Source organism: Shewanella sp. CG12_big_fil_rev_8_21_14_0_65_47_15, assembly GCF_002783505.1.
Lineage (GTDB): Bacteria > Pseudomonadota > Gammaproteobacteria > Enterobacterales > Shewanellaceae > Shewanella.
This window is the reverse complement of record NZ_PFGL01000006.1, coordinates 27,665-48,602: the sequence shown is the minus strand read 5'-3', so window position 1 is coordinate 48,602 and position 20,938 is coordinate 27,665. Positions and strand designations below refer to the sequence as shown.

The following is a 20,938-nucleotide window of genomic DNA, read 5'->3' as shown; positions in this document are numbered from 1 at the left end:
TCTTAGCAGCGGATTTATATGAGATGATTTCATCTTACCTTATCTTGTTATCGACCTAATTAATTTGATGTTATGCTTGCAACCTATATAGACGTGACAGTGGCGTTGATGTCGCCCTGAGAATTTGGAGATCCCTATGCCATTACTTGATAGCTTTACCGTTGACCATACTCGAATGAATGCGCCAGCTGTCCGAGTCGCTAAGCATATGAGCACGCCTAAGGGCGATGCGATTACGGTATTTGACCTGCGTTTTTGTACGCCGAATAAAGATATCCTCAGCGAGCGTGGGATCCATACCCTAGAGCATTTATTTGCGGGCTTTATGCGTGACCACCTAAATGGTAATGACGTTGAGATTATTGATATTTCCCCCATGGGTTGTCGTACTGGTTTTTATATGAGTCTGATTGGTGAGCCAACGGAACATCAAGTGGCCGATGCCTGGCTTGCCTCGATGGAAGATGTACTAAAAGTGGTTGAGCAATCAGAGATCCCTGAACTGAACGAGTACCAGTGTGGCACCTATGAAATGCACTCATTAGCCCAGGCACAGGATATCGCCCGTAATATTATTGCCGCGGGTGTGAGCGTGAATCGTAATGATGATCTGAAATTAAGCGATGAGATCCTCGGCAAACTCTAAACTTTAGCAGCCCTTAACATTGAAAATTACAGCTTAAAGTTTTAGCTACAGGTAGAAGAAAGCGACGATGTCGCTTTTTTTTTGGAATAAATTCAGCTATTTTACAACTTAATAACAAAAACACCGTACGCTAACAAACACTTTTGGGAGCTTGGTATGTCTAGTCACTATTTTGCAGTATCGCTTACCGCGGCTGCGGTTTCTCTCGTTTGTTCAAATGTTCTCTCTGCAAACCCGCTTTACTATCAGACCCTAGAACTCAGCGAACTCAAAGATGGTTATCACAGCAGTGATGATGTGATGACGCTCAGCAACCTGAATTCATTAACCCTACTGCCCGCCGACCACAGTGGCAATATGGCCAATGTCGGTATGCGCTCCGCCAGTCAAGGTGTGGCTGTGATGCAAGACAGGGTGTATTTCTCGCCAGCTCCCTATAGCGCACCACAGTTGCAGTTACTGCCTCATCTTTTGCAGCAACAGAGTGTTACCGTCACCCCCCTCGCGAATATGGTCGTTGGCGGACAAGGTGCGTTTGGGGTGATTAATTACCAGAGTCTAGCCATTGCTGATCGTGCGCAGAATGCCAGCCTAATGGTCGAAGGCACGACCGACTCGGATATTAATGCGAGCATGGACTGGAGTGTTAAACAAAAAGAATATGGTATGGTTCTGGCGGCAAATTATAGCCAAAATCAAGGTGATGGATACTTTCTCAATGACAGTGATGCCGACAGACGAACCACAGATATTCTCTTCAAAATGAATGCCTCTAGCCTGCTTGGCGCCCGAAGCCCACAGGTGACAGAATTTACCTATCAATTTATCGATGATGATAGCTACCGTTCACAATTGGGATTGACCGAGGCCGATTGGCTCAAGGACCCTCTCATGCTTTACTCTGCGAGCGCTGGGGATGAACACCAAGGGCGGCATCATAAATACCAACTTTCACATCAAGTGGCCCTAGGTAGCAGTAAAGTGGTTACCGACTTTTACTACCAATCCTATTCACAGCAATTAAATCAATTAAGCCAATTCAATGGCCAGGACATTGATACTCAGAACCTTGCTGCTATTGCCGCGTTTGATCGACAGCCCAGTGTCGATGGCGCAGAGCTAACAGCCCTAATGCAGGACAACGACTACAGCTCTTTTGGTACTCAAACCCAATCGACCGCTCAGTACGGTGAGCATCAAGTGATTTATAGTGCTCGTTATCATACCGATAAAGCCGAAATGCGTTTTGCTGAGCAACAGGATCAGTGGTTGGCAGACAGAAGCATTGCAGGCGGTATCGCTACGGATATCTTGGCTTACACAGATGATGCGACCGCCCTCACTTCTGCCATTGATTCATTGTTCAACTGGCAAGGGCTGCAAATCAAGTTAGCACTCACTTATGAGCATGTGGATGTGAGTCGTGAAGTTAACTTAGATTATGCCGGACTCGAGGCTGTGGACTTTTCCGATAGTGATTGGATGCCGCAGTTAGGGGTGTTATACGATGCGGGAGATTGGCGTTTTAGCACAGATATACGCCGAGCCTGGAGCGCGGCAAGTGCGGGCAATAGTGAGCAGGAAGCGCAGGTTTCGCTCCATTATCAAGTCAGTGCCCAATACGCCAGTGACGGCATGAGCGCCGACATTAAAGCCTATGTTCAAGAGTTTGATAATCTGCATGTGGGCTGCGATGCCTATTCAATGTGTTCAGATGCACGCTTGTTAACCCAAGAGAATGTGCCAGATGTGCTCACTTATGGTGTGGAACTCAGTCTAGGTTACCGCTGGGATCTCGGCGAAGTGCAGTTACCCTTGGGGCTGAATTATCAATATCTGAGTTCTGAGTATCAAACCAATACTTGTACTGCAATCCAAGGCTGTGTCTCCGCGGGGGATAAATTGGCTTGGTTACCCGAGCAGCAACTGCAATTCAGTGCTGGGGTTAACTATGCCGAATATGGCCTTAATTTGAATGCCTTCTACCAATCTGAGCGGGAATTAACGCAATTTGGTTCTGAGCTGCAAACGGTTTCGAGTCAATGGCGGGTCGATTTAGCGGCCAATTATCAATTTGATCGTCACCACGAACTTTATTTTCGCATCGAAAATCTCTTGGATGAATCACTGATCACAACAGCATCAAATAGCGGAATTCGATCGGAAAATGGACGGATCAGCTATTTAGGTTACCAATGGCGTTTCTAAGCCTAGATTAAATCTTGTTTGAATTTTATTCGGTGATAGATAAGAAAAATACTATCGGGGAGTTTTATGGGGACACTCTACTTTTTGCTAAATTAAATCTTTAGAAATTAATGTTATAGTATTTGCTGACCGTAATATTCTCTCTTTCTGATCCGTCACTAGGTCGGAAGGTGAACGCCGTAGCGCATGATTCTTTTAAATCCGTATTTTAGGTTTGAAAACACCTATAATTTTCGTGGCGATGCCAAGTCAATTGGGGTAAAATGCGCGCGACCAGCGTGATTGCGATCGCATTTCCGTGATAAATCTGCGCTAGCTCAATGCGGTAGGTTTTGTTTAAAACCTCAGTATTTAGCAGGAACGCGGCGCATTGTCTTTCCTTCAAAACGTAGTGCTTGTGGATATGATTACAATTAAGAAAGGATTGGAACTGCCTATAGCAGGCGGACCAGAGCAAGTTATCCATAATGGCCCAGCCATTAAACATGTAGCTACTTTGGGTGAAGAGTATATTGGCTTACGTCCAACGATGAAGATCAAAGTGGGCGATAAAGTACAAAAAGGTCAGGTTCTTTTTGAAGATAAGAAGAATTTAGGCGTTAAATATACGGCTTTAGCCAGTGGTACTATATTAGACATTAACCGGGGCGCCCAGCGTGTGCTGCAGTCTGTCGTTATTCAAGTGGAAGGCAACGAAAGCGTTACCTTTGCTAAATATGACGCCACTGCACTCGATACGCTCGACTCGCAACTGGTCCGTGACAATCTGATCGAATCAGGTTTATGGACTGCATTGCGTACACGTCCTTTCAGCAAAGTTCCTGCTGTAGATTCATCTGCCGCTGGTATTTTTGTAACCGCAATTGATACTCAACCCCATGCTGCCGATCCCGTTGTAGTGATCCGTGAGCATAAAGAAGATTTTGCTAATGGTCTTAAAGTCTTAGCAAGACTCACCGAAGGTAAAGTTTACCTTTGTAAAGCGCCTGGCGCTGATATCCCCGCCGCAAACGCTCAAGTTGAAGAATTTGCCGGTGTGCACCCTGCGGGTTTAGTGGGGACCCACATCCATTTCTTATTATCTGCCTCTGCAAAACGTACTGTTTGGCATATCGGTTACCAAGATGTAATAGCTATTGGTCAGCTATTTACGACGGGTGAACTGAATACTGAGCGTGTGATTGCGATTGCTGGCCCTAAAGCGGCTAAACCTAGACTGGTTCGTACAGTGTTGGGTGCAAACATGGCGGAATTGACTGCTGGTGAAGCCTTAGATGGCAATGTTCGTCTGATTTCAGGCTCTGTACTGAATGGTCGTACCGCCGTTGGTCCACAAGGGTTCTTAGGGCGCTATCACCTTCAAGTGAGTCTGTTAGAAGAAGGTGCTGAGAAAGAATTTTTGGGCTGGGTATTACCGGGCTCAAATAAATATTCAATTACTCGTGCATTCTTAGGACATCTTGCTCCTTCTCGTCTGTTCAGCATGACGACCAGTACAGGTGGTTCAGACCGCGCTATGGTGCCTATTGGTAACTACGAGCGTGTTATGCCTCTGGACATTCTTCCTACTATGTTGTTGCGTGACTTAATTTCAGGTGACTTTGACGGTGCAGCTACTTTAGGCGCGTTAGAGTTAGATGAAGAAGATCTCGCACTGTGTACGTTCGTATGTCCAGGCAAGTATGACTACGGTTCATATCTGCGTGACTGTTTAGATACGATCGAGAGGGAAGGCTAATGAGCTTGAAAGATTTTTTCGAACGTATTGAACCCGACTTTGAAAAAGGCGGTAAATACGAAAAGTTTTATGCCCTATTCGAAGCGGCATACACAATTTTTTATACCCCAGGTAAAGTGAACAAGGGCAAAACCCACGTTCGCGATAACCTTGACCTAAAACGTATGATGATTACGGTTTGGGCCTGTGCTTTCCCAGCGATGTTCGTGGGTATGTACAACGTAGGTTTACAAGCTCAATTAGCTTTAGTGGCTGGTTTTGCTACCCCTGACGTATGGCAAGTGAGCTTGTTCAGCCTGTTCGGTACCGAACTGACGGCAAACTCTGGCTGGCCTGCGCTAATGTGGTATGGCGCCTGTTTCTTCTTACCTATCTACGCGGTGACCTTCGCCGTGGGTGGTCTCTGGGAAGTGCTGTTTGCCTCTATCCGCGGTCATGAAGTCAACGAAGGTTTCTTCGTTACCTCTATCCTGTTCGCTTTAACGCTGCCAGCAACTATCCCATTATGGATGGTGGCGCTGGGTATCACCTTCGGTGTGGTCGTGGCGAAAGAAGTGTTCGGTGGTACTGGGCGTAACTTCTTAAACCCAGCGTTAGCGGGTCGTGCCTTCCTGTTCTTCGCTTATCCGTTGAACATGTCGGGTGATACCTCATGGGTGGTGGCTGACGGTTACTCAGGTGCGACTGCACTGAGCCAAGCGGCGTCTGGCACTCTAGATTATGCTATTAACCAGAACTGGTGGGATGCGTTCTTCGGTTTCATTCCAGGTTCTGTTGGTGAAGTGTCTACATTAGCGATTCTGTTAGGTGGTTTGGTCATCATCTACACCCGTATCGCTTCATGGCGCATCGTTGGCGGTGTGATGGTGGGTATGATTGCCATTTCTACTCTGCTGAACGTTGTCGGTAGCGACACTAACCCAATGTTTGCAATGCCTTGGTACTGGCACTTAGTGTTAGGTGGTTTTGCGTTTGGCATGATGTTTATGGCGACAGACCCAGTGTCAGCGTCATTCACTAACCAAGCTAAATGGGCATACGGTATCTTGATCGGTGCAATGGCTGTGTTTATCCGCGTGATTAACCCTGCATTCCCAGAAGGCATGATGTTGGCAATTCTGTTTGCTAACCTGTTCGCGCCATTGTTCGACCACTTTGTGGTTCAGGCAAATATCAAGCGGAGGATTGCCCGTGGCTAGTAATAAAGATTCGTTCGGCAGAACGTTATTTATCGTCGTTGGCTTATGTCTAATTTGTGCGATATTTGTGTCTACTGCAGCAGTGTTACTGCGCCCAACTCAAGCGGAAAATAAACTGCTCGATAAGCAAAAGTACATTCTGGAGGCCGCAGGTCTTATCGATACTAAAGCGGGCAAAGTCACCAAAGCGCAAATTTTGGATACTTACGGCAAACACATCGAAGCTAAACTGGTTAACTTGAAAACCGGTGAATGGGTTGATGGTATGAATGCTGATACATTCGATCAACGCAAAGCGTCCCGCGATGTGAAAACCTCATTTATACCTGAGAACGACATTGCTTCGGTGAAGCGTGTTGCAGAGGATGCTGTGGTTTATTTGGTTCGTGATGAGCAAGGTAAATTAACCAGTGTGATCCTGCCAATCCATGGTTATGGTCTGTGGTCGACTATGTATGCTTTCCTCGCTCTGGATGCTGATCTCAACACAGTGCAAAGCTTAGTTTACTACGAGCAAGGTGAAACCCCGGGCTTAGGTGGCGAAGTGCAAAATGCTCAGTGGAAAGCAAAATGGCATGGTAAAAAGTTATTTGATGAGCAAGGTAACATTGCCATCAGCGTAACCAAAAACCCTGCCGTGGCTAGCTCTGAATATGGTGTAGACGCATTATCTGGCGCGACTCTGACCAGTAACGGCGTGCAACATTCACTGACATTTTGGTTAGGTAAAGAAGGTTTTGCGAGTTTCATTGAAAAAGCACGCAATGGAGGTCTCAGCTAATGTCTGACGCTAAAGAACTGAAACAGGTTCTGACAGGACCTATAGTCAACAACAACCCGATTGCATTACAAGTTCTTGGTGTATGTAGTGCGTTAGCGGTAACGAGCAAGCTCGAAACCGCGTTGGTCATGGCGTTGGCATTAACTGCGGTAACTGCGTTTTCGAACCTGTTTATCTCAATGATCCGTAATCATATTCCTAGCAGTGTGCGTATTATCGTACAGATGACCATTATTGCCTCTCTGGTAATCGTGGTTGACCAATTGCTGCAGGCTTATGCTTATCAGATTTCTAAGCAACTATCGGTATTCGTCGGCCTTATCATTACGAACTGTATCGTAATGGGACGCGCCGAAGCCTACGCGATGAAAACACCACCAATGATGAGCTTTATGGATGGTATCGGTAACGGTTTAGGTTACGGTGCAATTCTGTTAGCCGTTGGTTTTGTGCGTGAGCTGTTTGGTAACGGTTCGCTGTTCGGTGTTGAAATCCTGCACAAGATCTCTGATGGTGGCTGGTATCAACCAAACGGTTTGCTATTACTGCCGCCAAGTGCGTTCTTCCTGATCGGTGTGCTGATTTGGATTATTCGTACCTATAAGCCAGAGCAAGTTGAAGCAAAAGGGTAAGTGCGATGGAACATTATATTAGCCTGTTAATTCGCTCTGTTTTCATTGAAAACATGGCACTGGCCTTCTTCCTAGGTATGTGTACTTTCTTGGCTGTGTCTAAGAAAGTCACCACTGCCATGGGCCTAGGGATTGCGGTAGTTGTAGTGTTAACTATCTCTGTCCCAGCAAACCAAGTTATCTATCAAGGGCTGCTCGCTCCTGGTGCACTTGCTTGGGCTGGCGCACCTGAAGCCGACTTAAGCTTCTTGAAATTCATTACCTTTATCGGTGTGATTGCGGCTTTGGTTCAAATTCTGGAAATGGCACTGGATAAGTACTTTCCACCTTTGTACAACGCATTAGGTATCTTCTTACCTTTGATCACAGTGAACTGCGCCATTTTCGGTGCGGTATCATTTATGGTTGAGCGTGACTACAAGCTCGGTGAGAGTGTGGTGTTTGGTTTCGGCTCTGGAGTAGGTTGGGCATTAGCTATCGTATTGATGGCCGGTATCCGTGAGAAGCTGAAGTATGCCGACGTGCCTAACGGCCTGCGTGGTTTAGGTATTACCTTTATCACTGCTGGTTTAATGGCCTTAGGTTTCATGTCGTTTTCTGGCGTGTCGCTGTAAGAGACACCAAACGGCTTCTTGAATTGGACCTTCTAAGGATAAGTTAATGGATATTCTTGGTATTTTTAAATCTACTCCGCTCGAGGTTTACCTCGGTGTGAGTATGTTTACTGCTATCGTCCTAGTCTTAGTGTTAGTGATTTTATTCGCTAAATCTAAGTTAGTGGCTAGCGGTGACATCACGATCGGCATCAATGACGATCCTGAAAAAGCGATTAAAACCGGTGCGGGTGGTAAGTTGTTAGGCGTTTTGGCTAACAGCGGTATCTTCGTATCGAGTGCCTGTGGTGGCGGTGGCTCATGTGGTCAATGCCGCGTGGTGATTAAGTCTGGTGGTGGCGATATTCTACCAACAGAACTTGACCACATTAGCAAAGGTGATGCCCGTAAAGGTTGTCGTCTTTCTTGTCAGGTTAACGTTAAGAACGATATGGAAATCGAGCTTGACGAAGAAATCTTCGGTATCAAAAAATGGGAATGTACTGTTATCTCTAACGATAACAAGGCGACCTTCATTAAAGAACTGAAGCTGCAAATTCCTGATGGCGAATCTGTACCCTTCCGTGCTGGCGGTTATATCCAAATTGAAGCGCCAGCTCACCATGTTAAATATGCAGATTTCGATGTGCCTGCAAAATACCGCGGTGACTGGGAACACTTTGGTTTCTTCAAGCTTGAGTCTAAGGTTGATGAAGAAACGATCCGTGCTTACTCAATGGCTAACTACCCAGAAGAGTTTGGCATCATAATGCTGAACGTGCGTATTGCTACGCCTCCACCACGTAATTTGACACTGCCTTGCGGTAAGATGTCATCTTACATCTGGAGCTTAAAAGCGGGCGATAAAGTGACGATTTCTGGTCCATTCGGTGAATTCTTCGCGAAGGATACCGATGCAGAAATGGTGTTTATCGGCGGCGGTGCGGGTATGGCGCCAATGCGTTCACATATCTTCGACCAACTAAAGCGCCTTAAGTCTAAGCGTAAGATGAGCTTCTGGTACGGTGCACGTTCTAAACGTGAAATGTTCTACGTGGAAGACTTCGACGGCCTCGCGGCTGAGAATGAAAACTTCGTATGGCATGTAGCGCTGTCCGATCCTCAACCAGAGGATAACTGGGACGGTTACACAGGTTTTATTCATAATGTCTTGTATGAAAACTACCTGAAAGATCACGAAGCCCCAGAAGATTGCGAGTTCTACATGTGTGGACCTCCAATGATGAACGCTGCCGTAATTGGTATGTTGAAAAATCTTGGTGTCGAAGACGAAAACATCCTACTGGATGACTTCGGCGGCTAATGTTCATTAGCCTGAGATGAAAAAAGTTGCAGATGTTGAGGATAATCTCTCATCTGCAACTTTTGCATTTAAGGGCACAATAAAGAGTTGTTGGTCACTATGTCTAAGACCTTAGCGTTAAAAACCGCGGTGTTAAAAACCTCAGTGTTAAAGCATTCAGTGAACTGGCTAGTCCTCCTTGGGCTGGCCTTTTTTATGTCGGGCTGTACAAAACCGGACGAAGTGATTTCGTTAGCGGGTAGCACTATGGGCACGACTTACCATATTAAAGTCGTTTCAAATAAGCAGATGCCGACGGCGCAGTTACTACAGGCAGAAATTGATTTAGCCCTTGAGCTGGTCAATGATCAAATGTCTACCTATCGCCCTCATTCAGAATTATCCCGTTTCAACCAACTGCCATTAGAGCAGAGTGTCGAAGTCTCTCCCGATACCATTAAAGTGGTGCAGGAAGGCATACGTCTCTATGACGTTACCGATAAAGCCTTAGATATCACCCTTGGGCCATTAGTCAATCTATGGGGATTTGGGCCAGATAAGCGTCCAACTCAAGTGCCGACACAGGCCGATATTGATGCGGCTAAGGCGAAAACGGGCATCCACGAATTGTCTATCGAAGGCAATCGTTTAAGCAAACACAACGCACATTTGTATGTGGATTTATCATCCATTGCCAAGGGCTTTGGTGTCGATAAGGTCGCCTCTATTTTAGATAAATACCAGGCAAGCGGTTATTTAGTGGAAATTGGCGGCGAGCTAAGCATTAAAGGCACTAAGGGCGATGGTAGCTCTTGGCGCGTAGCGATAGAGAAACCGACCGATGATGGCATGGCGGTGCAGCAGGTGATCGAGCCCGGCACTATGGCAATGGCGACGTCGGGGGATTATCGCAACTACTATGAGGAAGACGGTCAACGTTTTACCCATATCATTGATCCACGTACCGGTTTACCTGTGGACCATAAGCTAGCCTCAGTGACCGTGCTGCATAAAGAATGTATGACGGCCGACGGTTTTGCGACGGCGATGATGGTTTTGGGCACAGAAGCATCATTGGAGCTTGCCAAGAAGGAACACTTGGCGATAATGCTAATAGAAAAGCAAGGTGAAGGATTTAAAGTCTACTATAGTGACGCCTTCAAGCCTTTCCTTAAGTAGTTGGAGTAAACATGAGCACTTTTATCGCGGCATTTGTGATTTTGTTATTGTTCTTTTTGCTGATGTCGATAGGTTATCTCATTAAGCGCAAAGCCGTTGAAGGAAGCTGTGGCGGTTTGGGTGTGCTAGGGATTGAAAAAGCCTGCGATTGTGATGACCCCTGTGACAAGCGTAAGCGTCGTATGGCTGCTGAAGAAGCTCGCCGTGAGAAGCTAACCAAAGACCGAATTATTTAAATCATCTTAATCGACAATAGCCTCCTACCTAGGGGGCTATTTTTTTTGCCTCAATTTTTTGAGCACAAAAAATAACCTTCGATTAATGAGGAGGATAGCAAGCCAATCTAAGCGATAATGAGAATGCTTTTTATCTTTAAGTTTGTGAAAAATAAGATAATTTGAGTTAGTTGCTAAATTGTACTAGGCTAGAAGCTTGATTTAGATCAATCTTTTTCCCTTTAACAAGGATCGTAACTTATGAAAGGTCATCCAAAAGTGGTTGGGCAACTGAATCGGGTGCTTACCTGTGAGTTGACGGCCATCAATCAATATTTTCTCCATGCTAGGATGTTTAAACATTGGGGCTTTGAGAAGCTCAATCACGTCGAATACAAAAAATCCATCCAAGATATGAAACACGCCGATAAGCTTATCGAGCGGGTGTTGTTTTTGGAAGGGCTGCCTAATCTGCAACAACTCGAAAAGTTACGTATTGGTGAACACAGCCAAGAAATACTCGATTGCGATTTAGCCATGGTGCAGGAACAACTCGCGCTTTTACGCGATGCCATCGCCCTCTGCGAGGCGGAGCAGGACTATGTCAGCCGCGATCTGCTGGAAGATATTCTTGAAGACGAAGAAGAGCACTTAGATTGGCTTGAGTCACAGCAGGAGCTGATTAGCTTAACCGGTATTCAAAATTATCTGCAGTCACAAATGAGCGAGTCATAGGAGCTGAATATGAAAGGTGATAAAGACGTCATCGATGCGTTAAATCGACTCCTAACGGGAGAACTCTCGGCGATGGATCAGTATTTTGTCCATGCCCATATGTACGAAGATTGGGGGTTAAACGAACTCTATGAGCGTATCGCCCATGAGTCGGATGATGAAAAAGGTCATGCGGCGAAACTGGTGCAGCGTATTTTATTCCTCGAAGGAACGCCTAATGTGGCGGCCCGTGAGGCATTAAATATCGGCTCAAATGTGGAACAGATGCTGCGTAACGATCTGGCCTATGAATACAAGGTTGCCGATGATTTACGTAAAGTCATCGGCCTGTGTGAGCAGAAGCAAGATTATCAGACCCGTGAAATCCTCGAAGTATTACTCGACGATACTGAATCTGACCATATGTATTGGCTCGAAAAACAACTCGGACTGATTGACCGAATTGGTTTGCAAAATTATCTGCAAACGAAAATGTAGTTGAAAGAAGTACCTCAAAATAGGGCCAGTGACATCATTTAACTGGCCCTATGTTATCTAAGCGACCCCAAGAGACGGAGCTTGCTGAGTGAGCTTAGACTGACAGCGGCTCCCCTTTAATTTGAGTATATAGTCTAACTGACTGTGAAATAGTTATTTCACCAACTCATCATCTGTGATCTTTATCAAATTTAGCAAATAGTGTTAAATGACTATTCTTATGTCTTTACAAATACTTGTTTACGTATTTTCTGAGCATTTCATCTGTTGTTAGTCGGTAAAAATTGTTACCGTGTGAAACTGTTTTTGTACGCCTTTTGTCAGTTATAGTTCAGCCAGACGGGAAGATTAATGGAATATATAAAACGCTCTCTCAGTTTACAGTTGGTGGTGACTATCGTTGGGGCGCTTGCTGTACTCCTCACTTTAGTCGCTGCTTTGCTTGTTAATAAAGAAAGTAACAATACCCGTAAACAAGTGGATGCGGATATTTCGGCGCTGGTAGCGTTAAAAGCCAACGAGATCAGTGGTTACTTTGTTGCCAAGGGGCAAGTGATCCATTCGGTGTTTGCCGAGCCCGGGTTAATCAATTGGTTTAGTCAGTACCATGCCCGGGGCAGTAACCTCGCCGCTGATGTGCAGTACCAAGATATTATTCGCTATTTTAAGTCGTTCTCCGAACGTGATAGCGATGTGAAATCGGTATTCTTCGGCTCGGCCAATACCTTTGAATATTTTGATCTAAATGGCCGTTTCGATGGCGATCCTAACTATTACACCAATAAGCGCCCTTGGTGGCAGGAGGCGATTGATCAGCGTGGCCTGTTTGTTGGCGATCCAGCGGTCGATGCGAACGATGGTTCAATTTCTGCCACGGTTAAAACCCCTGTCTATGGGGCTAATGGTGAGCTGATTGGGATCGGCGGCATGGATATTTTGATTGATACTATTGGTAAATCCCTGCTGGCACCGATCAAATACCGTAATTTCGGCCAAGCCTTCTTGATGACGGATGAAGGTAAGTTGGTGTATTTCCCTGGTTTCTCCGAGCGCTTTCCTCCAGGGTCATTAGCCAATCAAGTCGATAGTCAATTTAAGGACACTGCAGGTTTTACTGCATTAAGACAGCAGATGCAGCGTGAGCCCGAGGGTTTTGCTGAAGTCACCTTCAATGGTGTTCCCCAGCGCGTGGTCTTTGTGTCCGTTGGCGGTGATTATCCCAAACAAAAATGGCACTTAGCCTTTATGTTGCCCCACGAGGTGATTGAAGCTCCCGTTACGGCGGCATTTTGGAATGCCTGTTTTGTTGCCATCGGCATTATGATCTTAGTGGGGATGACGGTTTGGTTGATGTTGCTGCCCTTTAGGCGTCAGCTGTCTAAGCTGCTCGATGCGATGGAAGACATTGCCGAAGGTGATAGCGATTTATCTCAGCGTATTCTTATGCAGCGGGAAGACGAGTTAGGTAAGCTGGGTGATGCTTTTAACCGCTTCGCCGAGAAAGTGCAGCAAATGTTGTTGGATACCCGTAGTTTAACCCAAGAGGTGGGCACGGGCGTTGTCGATGCTCGGCAGATCTGCGACTTAGCGGTGTCGTCGGTATCCTCGCAGAAGCAACAAATAGATTCGGTTGCCACCGCCGCAACGCAAATGGCGCAAACCAGCCAAGAAATGGCAGTGAGTGCCCAGCGGGCGAATGATTTTGCCGAGAAGGCACAAACTCAGGCCTGCGATGGTACGCAAATCGTTTCCCGCGCGACCGAAGGTATGAAGGCGCTATCCCAGCAAGTGATTGAAGCGGCGAAAGTGATTAAACACTTACGCAGCAGTTCAGAGCAAATCGGTGAAGTCCTGAGTGTGATCCGTAATATTGCCGAGCAGACCAATCTATTAGCATTGAATGCGGCGATTGAAGCGGCGCGGGCGGGTGAGCAGGGCCGTGGCTTTGCCGTGGTAGCCGATGAAGTACGTACTCTTGCATCCCGTACCCAAGATTCTACCGCCAATATTCAAGGCATTATCCAAACACTGCAACAGAGCGCCCTGCAAGCCGAGCAAGTGATGGAGTCGGGTGTCGAGCAGGCGAAAGCGGGTCAAGCGTTAACGACTCAGGTCGAAGCGGCGCTAAATGATATTGCCACGGCGATTGCGTCAATCCAGCAGCAAACGGTAGAAATTACCGTTGCTATTGGTCAACAAGCCGTGGTGGCGGAGGAAGTGGCCCAGAATGTTGAGAATGTGCGCGGGCTGTCGGATCAGTCTCTGCTATCGAGTCAGGATCTGTCCCAAAGTCTGCAAGGCTTTGAGGATATGACCCGCGCGCTCACTCGCAATATCGGCCAATTTAAGATCTAAGCCTAAGCGGGCTGGCTTATCGTGCACTCACAAAAGGAGCTTAGGCTCCTTTTATTTTTTGCTTTCGCCTTATTCCATTCAAATTGATGAGCAGTACTTGATTACTGTTTTTATATACAGTATTTTTGACGTTGGAGGAATTCAACGTGCGAAAAATTATTCACATCGATATGGACTGCTATTTTGCCGCAGTGGAAATGCGCGACTTTCCCGAGTACCGTGGCAAGCCCTTAGCCGTGGGCGGCAGTAGCGATCGCCGTGGAGTGATCAGCACTTGCAGTTACGAGGCACGTAAATTTGGTGTGCGTTCAGCGATGGCGACCGCCTATGCCTTTAAGTTGTGCCCCGATCTTATTTTGGTTTCAGGGCGGATGCAGGTTTACAAAGAAGTGTCGCTGCAAATTCGTGAAATCTTCTCCCGCTACACCCCATTGATTGAGCCCTTGTCCTTAGATGAAGCCTATTTGGATGTGAGTGAGTGCCAACAATATAAGGGCTCTGCGACCTTGATTGCGCAGGCCATTCGCCGCGATATCTTAGCCGAAACTGGGTTAACCGCTTCGGCAGGCATAGCCCCAGTGAAGTTTTTAGCTAAGGTTGCCTCGGATCTGAATAAGCCAAACGGCCAATATGTGATCACCCCTGAGACGCTTTCCGAGTTTGTTAAAACGCTATCGCTACGTAAAATTCCCGGTGTCGGCAAAGTCACCGCCGAAAAGCTCTCCTCACTCGGGCTCAATACCTGTGGTGATGTGCAAGCCTATTCTAAACCCGAGTTATTGGCGCGATTCGGTAAATTTGGCGCTGTCTTGATTGAACGTGCCCATGGTATTGATGAACGGGGTATTTCCATCGGTCAAGAGCGTAAATCTGTCGGTGTTGAAACCACGCTGGCGAAGGATATTTATAGCCTAGAGCAGTGCCAACAGGTGATGCCGGGATTGATCCAAGAATTAGCCCTACGTTTGAGCCGCAGCGCTAAGGAGCGCAAAATTCACAAGCAAGTGGTCAAACTCAAGTTTAACGATTTCAAGCAAACCACCATCGAGCACCGCAGCGATGAAGTCTCGATTGTGATGTTTTATGATCTACTGGCACAGGCGATGGCAAGGCAAGAGGGTCGCGGGATCCGTTTACTGGGGATATCGGTTGGACTGGCGAGCAAGATTGAAAATGGTAGGGCCGCCGAAGCGCAGCTGACCCAGTTGGATTTGGCGCTCTAGCCATAACTTTTCGTAAATCCCTCACGGCGTTACCCATCTCACAGACATACAGCCCCTTCATGGTTTGCTGCGGCCTAAGACTGGTTAGGAGTGAGGTTTACGCACACTTACCCTCTTTGGATTTTATCGTGCAGGGACTTATTTTCTTCAATATTTTCATGCTAGTCTCGGGAGATTGAGCTTTCTAACTCGGGCAACAAGCGCGATGACGCAAGAAATTCAACAGCTACTCAGAGACAATTCACGGCCAGCATTTGCCACTCTACTGCGGCTGCTCAAGGACTTCGATTTGGCCGAAGAGGCTCTGCAGGAGTCGAGTCTAGCGGCTCTGGAACAGTGGCCTGAGCGAGGCATTCCCGCCAACCCTAGAGCCTGGCTCATTTCCTGCGGCCGTTACAAACTCATCGACAGCCTGAGGCGGCGCAGTCACTTCGAACAATGCCTGTTACCCCAGTTGACGGAGCTAGAACGGCATTCGGCTACATTTGATCCTTGGGACGATCCCGAGATAGAAGATGACAGGCTACGACTTATCTTTGTCTGCTGCCATCCAGCTCTGTCCAGAGAGGCGCAGTTGGCGCTGACCCTGAGGGAGGTATGCGGACTCACTACTGAGCAGATAGCTAGGGCATTTCTAGTCAAGGCGCCGACGATAGCCCAGCGTATCGTCAGGGCCAAGAATAAGATCCGTGACGCCAACATCCCCTATGAAGTCCCGCCACTAGCGCAGCTCGGGGCCAGACTCGAAGCCGTGTTGCAGATCATTTATCTGGTATTCAACGAAGGCTACGGGGCCAGCTCGGGAGATGAGTTGCTTTGTACTCAGTTGACCACAGAGGCCATCCGCCTAGCACGCTGGCTGTGCGCCCTGTTACCGCAAGCGAGCGGCGAAGCCATGGGATTGCTTGGTCTGATGTTGCTGCAGGACTCGCGCAGCCATGCAAGAGTGGATGCTGCTGGCGATATCATCTTGCTGGAGGCGCAGCAGCGCAGCTTATGGAACAGGGAGCAAATTACCGAGGGCCTTGACTGGACCAGCAAGGCGCTGATCGCCGATGTCGCCGGTTACTATGGTCTGCAGGCGGCCATCGCCGCAGTGCATGCCGAGGCCGCCGACTACAAGGAAACTGACTGGCGTCAAATCGCCGGCCTGTACTCTGTATTGCTCGCACGTTTTCCAAGTCCAGTAGTGGCGCTCAATCACGCAGTGGCCGTAGCTATGGCTGATGGGCCGACATCGGCCATGAGGTTGATAGAGCCACTTTTAGCTAGCGGTGAGCTGATGGACTACCATCTGGCGTATGCCGTCAGGGCCGACTTACTGCGCCGGTTGCAACGATTTGCCGAGGCCGCCGAGGACTACCGGGCCGCGCTGCGCCTCTGCCAGCAGGCGAGCGAGCGGCGCTTCCTGCAGGCGCGGCTGCAGGAGTGTGAAAAAAAGTGCTGATTTTTTTTGTCCCCTGTCGAAATCGCCGTCCGCGGTTCGACTAGTTAACGGAACTAACTTAACGGATCTCACTTAATGGATCTGACTTAAAAGGAGCGAGATGATGAAATTCATGGTGATCAGAAAGGCCGATGCCAGCACAGAACGTGGCATGATGCCGAGCGACCAATTGATTGGCGAGATGGCCAAGTTCAACGAGCGCTTGCTCGAGGCCGGGGTGCTGGTGGACGGCCAAGGACTGCAACCCAGCGTCGAGGGAGCGCGCATTCGCTTTCGCGACGGCCAGCCGTCGGTGGTGCATGGCCCCTTCGAAGACACGGATAACCTGGTGGCGGGTTATACCATCATCCAGGTGAAGGACAGGGCCGAGGCGCTGGCGTGGATGCAGCAGTGGCCCAGGCTCGACGGCGACGGCAATGTCGAGCTGGAGCTGAGGCGGATGTTCGAACTGGCCGACTTCGCCCCGGGCGAGGGCATAACCCAGACCGCCGAGGTGTTCGACCGCCTGACTCGCCAGCCTAGCTCATCCTGCACCTATCTCAACTTCGACGGCAACTGCCGCGAGGCGTTCGAGCGCTATGAGCAGCTCCTCGGCGGCAAGATAGAGATGATGCTGCGCTTCGCCGATATGCCAGATATGCCCCAAAGCAATGAAGCGGGCGAGGGCTGCGGCTTTGCCCCCGACGGCATAATGCATGCCTGTTTGTCCTTCGGCGGCGGCACTCTGATGGGCTCGGACGTGCCGGAGGGGCGCTATCAGCAACCCCAAGGGTTCTTCGTTCAGCTGCAAATCGACTCCCTGAGCCAGGCGCGGCAGACCTTTGAGATGCTGGCCGAAGGCGGGCAATTGCTGATGCCGTTCGCCGAAACCTTCTGGTCTGAGGGCTTTGGTATGTTGGTCGACGCCTTTGGCATCCCCTGGATGGTCAACGGCAGGAACAAGGGCTGAGTCTGGTCGGGGTTCATTTAGAAAACACTCTTTCTTACCAACGCAGGAGGCAGGATGAAATATCTGGCACTGGTCTATTTCCAGGAAGCTGCCATGCAGCAGCTGTCACAGCAGCAGTGGGATGAACTCAACCGCGAGTGCATCGCCTGCGGCGAGCGGCTACAGCTGGCGGGTCATTACCTCGGTGGCAACCCGCTGGAGTCGGTGGATACGGCGACTACTGTGCGAGTGCGCGACGGCAAGTTGCTGACTACCGATGGCCCCTTCGCCGAAACTAAGGAGCAGCTGGCGGGTTATTACCTGCTGGAGGCCAAGGATCTGAACGAGGCGGTCACCCTAGTGGCCAAGATCCCACCTGCTCGCTATGGCTGCGTGGAAGTGCGCCCAGTTCGGGAGCTGCAAGCCGAAAACAACGGCGGCCCTCGTCAGGCGGGTTGACAGACTCGCCGCAGCAGATGAGGGGCGGGCATTGCATCTTTGAGCATTGCCCGCCCTTTTTATTAGCCGCAAGCTTAATGCCTGAATAGGCAAACCCTGTTGAAATGGCCTCTGGCTATTTTACCCGGCGGTAAATGCGTCCATGCACAACAGCCAGTTCGCAAATATGTCCATATACAAGGTCAGCTCGGCTTCCATTCCTCTCGCTCATGAGCCTATGGCTTTCGTTCGCGGCAATCGCTATGCAATGCTCACCCTGCCGCCGAAGGTCACTGGCGCAACAGTGCTGTTGGGGAGTATCAATTTGACACTAAACAATTGGTCCTAATTATGCCCTATGGCATGGCATCGCACACAGGCACGCCACGAACTCTTCCCTGAGGGCTCCACCGCGCCATCCTTGGCGCAGAGGGCCTGCTAAGTGATGCCCTGCCATCCTATTAAGTGATCTACAATTCGGAACAACCATTTAGAGTTTGAATGGAGATTAGGGCCATTCTTGTTATGTACTCCCTAGATTCCAAGAATAACCGACAGCGAGGCCATGCAAGAGTAACAGTTGGATGCGGCAGCAGATCGCATGTAATCGATGAGCAAATTCGGCGTGCCTCGGGACGATTTTAAGAGTAAATTATCGCCCTTGGTCCATTCAGAAATGGATTTACTACCCAAGGAATATGTGATGTTCGGAACCCAAGATCTGCTGCTGTTTATCGTCTCAGGCCTGTTGCTCAACATGACGCCCGGTCCCGACTCCCTGCTCATCATGGCGCGCAGCGCAAGCCAGGGCTGGCGAGCGGGTTCGGCCGCCGCACTCGGCATAGGTGCCGGTACCTGTATTCATATTCTGGCGGCGGCCCTGGGCCTGTCTGCCATCCTCGCGACTTCTACCTGGGCCTTCACTCTGGTTAAATTCATAGGCGCCGCCTATCTGCTCTATGTCGGGGTTGCCTTGCTGCTCAGCAAGCGCAAGCCCGGCGCCGCCGAAGCGCCTGTTCATCTGCCGGGGCTTTCCTATCGGCGCATCTTTGTGCAGGGTTTCTTCAGCAATGTGCTGAATCCTAAGGTAGCGTTGTTTTTCCTGGCATTCGTGCCCCAGTTCATCGCCCCCGAAGCGCCGGACAAGGCGCTGGCCTTCATCCTCCTCGGCGCCATCTTCAATCTCAATGGCATGCTCTGGTGCCACTTCCTGGCGCTGTCATCGGCCTTCGCCAGCCGGAAGCTCAAGGCCAGTGCCGTCATAGGTCACTGGCTGAATCGTACCGTTGGCCTGGTGTTCGTGTCTTTCGGTATCAAGTTGGCTCTGAGTGACAGAAGCTGATGCTTTTCTGTCAGCACGGAGAATCACACGAGAATCAGGCCACCCATTACAAAACATCAAGATGATGCGCTTCAGGATGATTACCAAGTATTGGTGTGTCACCCTTGTGCATATAGGCCTATAAAACCTGGGCCGCTATTAACGCGGTCCGCATTAGGGGCGTCCACATTGGGATCATGGTCCGAACGAGTCGACTGCGTAACAATAAAGCCGTGGCCAGTCTGAGCTGATCACGACAGAAACTAATGCTTGCAGCGGCTTTCTCTAGTCACATGCGCCAATTGCCACTGGTACATGACTTTCCTGCTTACACCACTCCAGGTACTTTTCCCGCAGTTTCGCCGTATCCGTATAGCTCAGCAGATTACCGTCTTCATCGATATTTTCCACTCGACCGGACATGGTGATTTGGATCACGCAGGGCTCATCGCCGATACAAGACCAAGTATCCAGGTTACTCGGGGGTTCATAAACATAATCACCGGGACCGGCGATATGACCGTTTGAAAGTTGACGATGACCGCTTAAATTCAACGCATGCACGAAGCCTGTATGCCTATGTGGTGGAATGGTTACTCCAGGATCAACCCTCAGTTGCAGTGTTCGCTCTTCGCCCACAAGTCGTAATGGCCTTACCCAAAGCCCCTCGGTCAGCGGCATCCAGGGCATCTTATGGGTTTGAATAGGTTTTGAAGTGTGATCCATGGTGATCTCCTTTTTAAAAAATGGGTTCCATTGCTTGTAATTTATCTCGCCACCGAGACATGTTAGAAGTAATTTGTCTCGCTGTCGAGGTAAATGTGGGTATACTGTAACGCCATATAATCGCAACAGAAGTTCAGATATAGGATTTTCGATGGAAGACCATGTAAGACGAGTTGAACACCAATGGAGTAAAGAAATTCCTGAGCTATCGCTGCGCGGCATGTGCATACTGGCTCGTGCGCGACGTATCACTCTGGCCGCTCGTCCGCAGATCGAGGCCATTTTCAGCAAGCACGGATTGGATACGGGACAGTTCGATGTTCTGGCAACGTTGCGTCGTTCCGGCGCGCCTTTTTCGCTGCGTCCGACCGAGTTGTTTCAAACTTTGATGATCACTTCAAGCGGTCTTACAGATAGATTGCACCGGCTGACCAAATTGGGTTATGTCAGCCGACAAGCGGACCCCAATGACAAGCGCAGTTCCCTGGTACAGCTAACCGATGAAGGTAGAGCCGTCATCGAAGTCGCCTTTGCTGAAGACATGGCGCTAGAGAATCAAATCGTTGATGCTCTGACAGAGAAAGAGCAGGAGCAATTGGTTGCTTTGTTGACCAAGTTGGCTCGGAGTGTTGAATTGGAGAGTGTTGAGTTGGAGAGTGGCGTTGGGGTGCTCTAAGCTTGCTTCACTGGACTTTTGAACGCGCCGATTTAATCCGCAAATTGCACTGAGGTCCAACTCACGCAAAGTTGCAGCCGGGTGTCAGATACACGAGCTAGACTGCGGGATGTCTTGA

Annotated in this window: 20 protein-coding genes; 19 read left to right on the top strand and 1 reads right to left on the bottom strand. The window is 48.9% G+C overall.

Translation table 11 applies throughout. The features are described 5' to 3' along the window. The first annotated feature begins 136 nt into the window (after positions 1–136). From luxS to COW15_RS02230, 18 genes are all read left to right on the top strand, one after another. On the top strand, positions 137–646 hold the full coding sequence (luxS, locus tag COW15_RS02315) for an S-ribosylhomocysteine lyase (protein WP_293629549.1): 510 nt from the start codon (positions 137–139) through the stop codon (positions 644–646). A gap of 156 nt (positions 647–802) precedes the next feature. Then, positions 803–2,854, top strand: a complete 2,052-nt coding sequence (locus tag COW15_RS02310; protein WP_293629547.1) for a TonB-dependent receptor — start codon at positions 803–805, stop codon at positions 2,852–2,854. 403 nt (positions 2,855–3,257) lie between these two features. Then, positions 3,258–4,592, top strand: coding sequence for a Na(+)-translocating NADH-quinone reductase subunit A (locus tag COW15_RS02305; RefSeq protein ID WP_293629545.1), 1,335 nt, complete (start codon positions 3,258–3,260; stop codon positions 4,590–4,592). Continuing rightward, the gene (locus tag COW15_RS02300; protein ID WP_293629543.1) at positions 4,592–5,791 is read left to right on the top strand and encodes an NADH:ubiquinone reductase (Na(+)-transporting) subunit B; all 1,200 of its coding nucleotides are present in this window, start codon (positions 4,592–4,594) and stop codon (positions 5,789–5,791) included. The genes COW15_RS02305 and COW15_RS02300 overlap by 1 nt, the downstream gene beginning before the upstream one ends. Next, the gene (locus tag COW15_RS02295; protein WP_293629541.1) at positions 5,784–6,572 is read left to right on the top strand and encodes a Na(+)-translocating NADH-quinone reductase subunit C; all 789 of its coding nucleotides are present in this window, start codon (positions 5,784–5,786) and stop codon (positions 6,570–6,572) included. The genes COW15_RS02300 and COW15_RS02295 overlap by 8 nt, the downstream gene beginning before the upstream one ends. Continuing rightward, on the top strand, positions 6,572–7,204 hold the full coding sequence (locus COW15_RS02290) for an NADH:ubiquinone reductase (Na(+)-transporting) subunit D (protein WP_006080467.1): 633 nt from the start codon (positions 6,572–6,574) through the stop codon (positions 7,202–7,204). Before COW15_RS02295 ends, COW15_RS02290 begins: the two co-directional genes overlap by 1 nt. A 5-nt stretch (positions 7,205–7,209) precedes the next feature. Beyond that, positions 7,210–7,818 carry an NADH:ubiquinone reductase (Na(+)-transporting) subunit E gene (gene nqrE / locus COW15_RS02285; protein ID WP_006080469.1) on the top strand — a complete coding sequence of 203 codons (609 nt, stop codon included), beginning with the start codon at positions 7,210–7,212 and terminating at the stop codon, positions 7,816–7,818. Between the two features lie 46 nt (positions 7,819–7,864). Further along, entirely contained in the window at positions 7,865–9,121 is a 1,257-nt protein-coding gene (gene nqrF / locus COW15_RS02280) for an NADH:ubiquinone reductase (Na(+)-transporting) subunit F (protein ID WP_293629456.1), read from the top strand. Between the two features lie 99 nt (positions 9,122–9,220). Then, positions 9,221–10,279 carry an FAD:protein FMN transferase gene (locus tag COW15_RS02275; RefSeq protein ID WP_293629454.1) on the top strand — a complete coding sequence of 353 codons (1,059 nt, stop codon included), beginning with the start codon at positions 9,221–9,223 and terminating at the stop codon, positions 10,277–10,279. 11 nt (positions 10,280–10,290) lie between these two features. After that, entirely contained in the window at positions 10,291–10,515 is a 225-nt protein-coding gene (nqrM, locus tag COW15_RS02270; protein WP_007645837.1) for a (Na+)-NQR maturation NqrM, read from the top strand. Between the two features lie 240 nt (positions 10,516–10,755). Beyond that, positions 10,756–11,229, top strand: coding sequence for a bacterioferritin (gene bfr / locus COW15_RS02265; RefSeq protein ID WP_293629429.1), 474 nt, complete (start codon positions 10,756–10,758; stop codon positions 11,227–11,229). A 9-nt stretch (positions 11,230–11,238) separates the two neighbouring features. Next, complete coding sequence (gene bfr / locus COW15_RS02260) at positions 11,239–11,706, top strand: bacterioferritin (protein WP_293629428.1); 468 nt, start codon at positions 11,239–11,241, stop codon at positions 11,704–11,706. A 351-nt stretch (positions 11,707–12,057) separates the two neighbouring features. Continuing rightward, a complete protein-coding gene (locus COW15_RS02255; RefSeq protein ID WP_293629427.1) occupies positions 12,058–14,061 on the top strand; it encodes a methyl-accepting chemotaxis protein in 2,004 nt (667 codons plus the stop codon). Positions 14,062–14,207: 146 nt separating this feature from the next. Further along, positions 14,208–15,284 (top strand): DNA polymerase IV, encoded by a 1,077-nt coding sequence (gene dinB, locus COW15_RS02250; RefSeq protein WP_293629425.1) that lies wholly within the window; start codon positions 14,208–14,210, stop codon positions 15,282–15,284. A gap of 205 nt (positions 15,285–15,489) precedes the next feature. Continuing rightward, the gene (locus tag COW15_RS02245) at positions 15,490–16,731 is read left to right on the top strand and encodes an RNA polymerase sigma factor (protein WP_293629424.1); all 1,242 of its coding nucleotides are present in this window, start codon (positions 15,490–15,492) and stop codon (positions 16,729–16,731) included. A 100-nt stretch (positions 16,732–16,831) separates the two neighbouring features. Further along, positions 16,832–17,680 carry a YciI family protein gene (locus tag COW15_RS02240; protein ID WP_293629423.1) on the top strand — a complete coding sequence of 283 codons (849 nt, stop codon included), beginning with the start codon at positions 16,832–16,834 and terminating at the stop codon, positions 17,678–17,680. Positions 17,681–17,734: 54 nt separating this feature from the next. Then, positions 17,735–18,118: a YciI family protein gene (locus tag COW15_RS02235; protein WP_293629422.1), complete on the top strand. Its 384-nt coding sequence runs from the start codon at positions 17,735–17,737 to the stop codon at positions 18,116–18,118. Positions 18,119–18,773: 655 nt separating this feature from the next. Then, positions 18,774–19,439, top strand: a complete 666-nt coding sequence (locus COW15_RS02230) for a LysE family translocator (protein WP_293629421.1) — start codon at positions 18,774–18,776, stop codon at positions 19,437–19,439. 264 nt (positions 19,440–19,703) lie between these two features. On the opposite strand, the gene COW15_RS02225 is transcribed toward COW15_RS02230, so the two are convergent. Further along, the gene (locus COW15_RS02225) at positions 19,704–20,144 is read right to left on the bottom strand and encodes a cupin domain-containing protein (protein ID WP_293629420.1); all 441 of its coding nucleotides are present in this window, start codon (positions 20,142–20,144) and stop codon (positions 19,704–19,706) included. Between the two features lie 151 nt (positions 20,145–20,295). Here COW15_RS02225 and COW15_RS02220 point away from each other — a divergent pair, with 151 nt between their 5' ends. Beyond that, positions 20,296–20,820: a MarR family transcriptional regulator gene (locus tag COW15_RS02220; RefSeq protein ID WP_293629419.1), complete on the top strand. Its 525-nt coding sequence runs from the start codon at positions 20,296–20,298 to the stop codon at positions 20,818–20,820. Positions 20,821–20,938 lie beyond the last annotated feature (118 nt).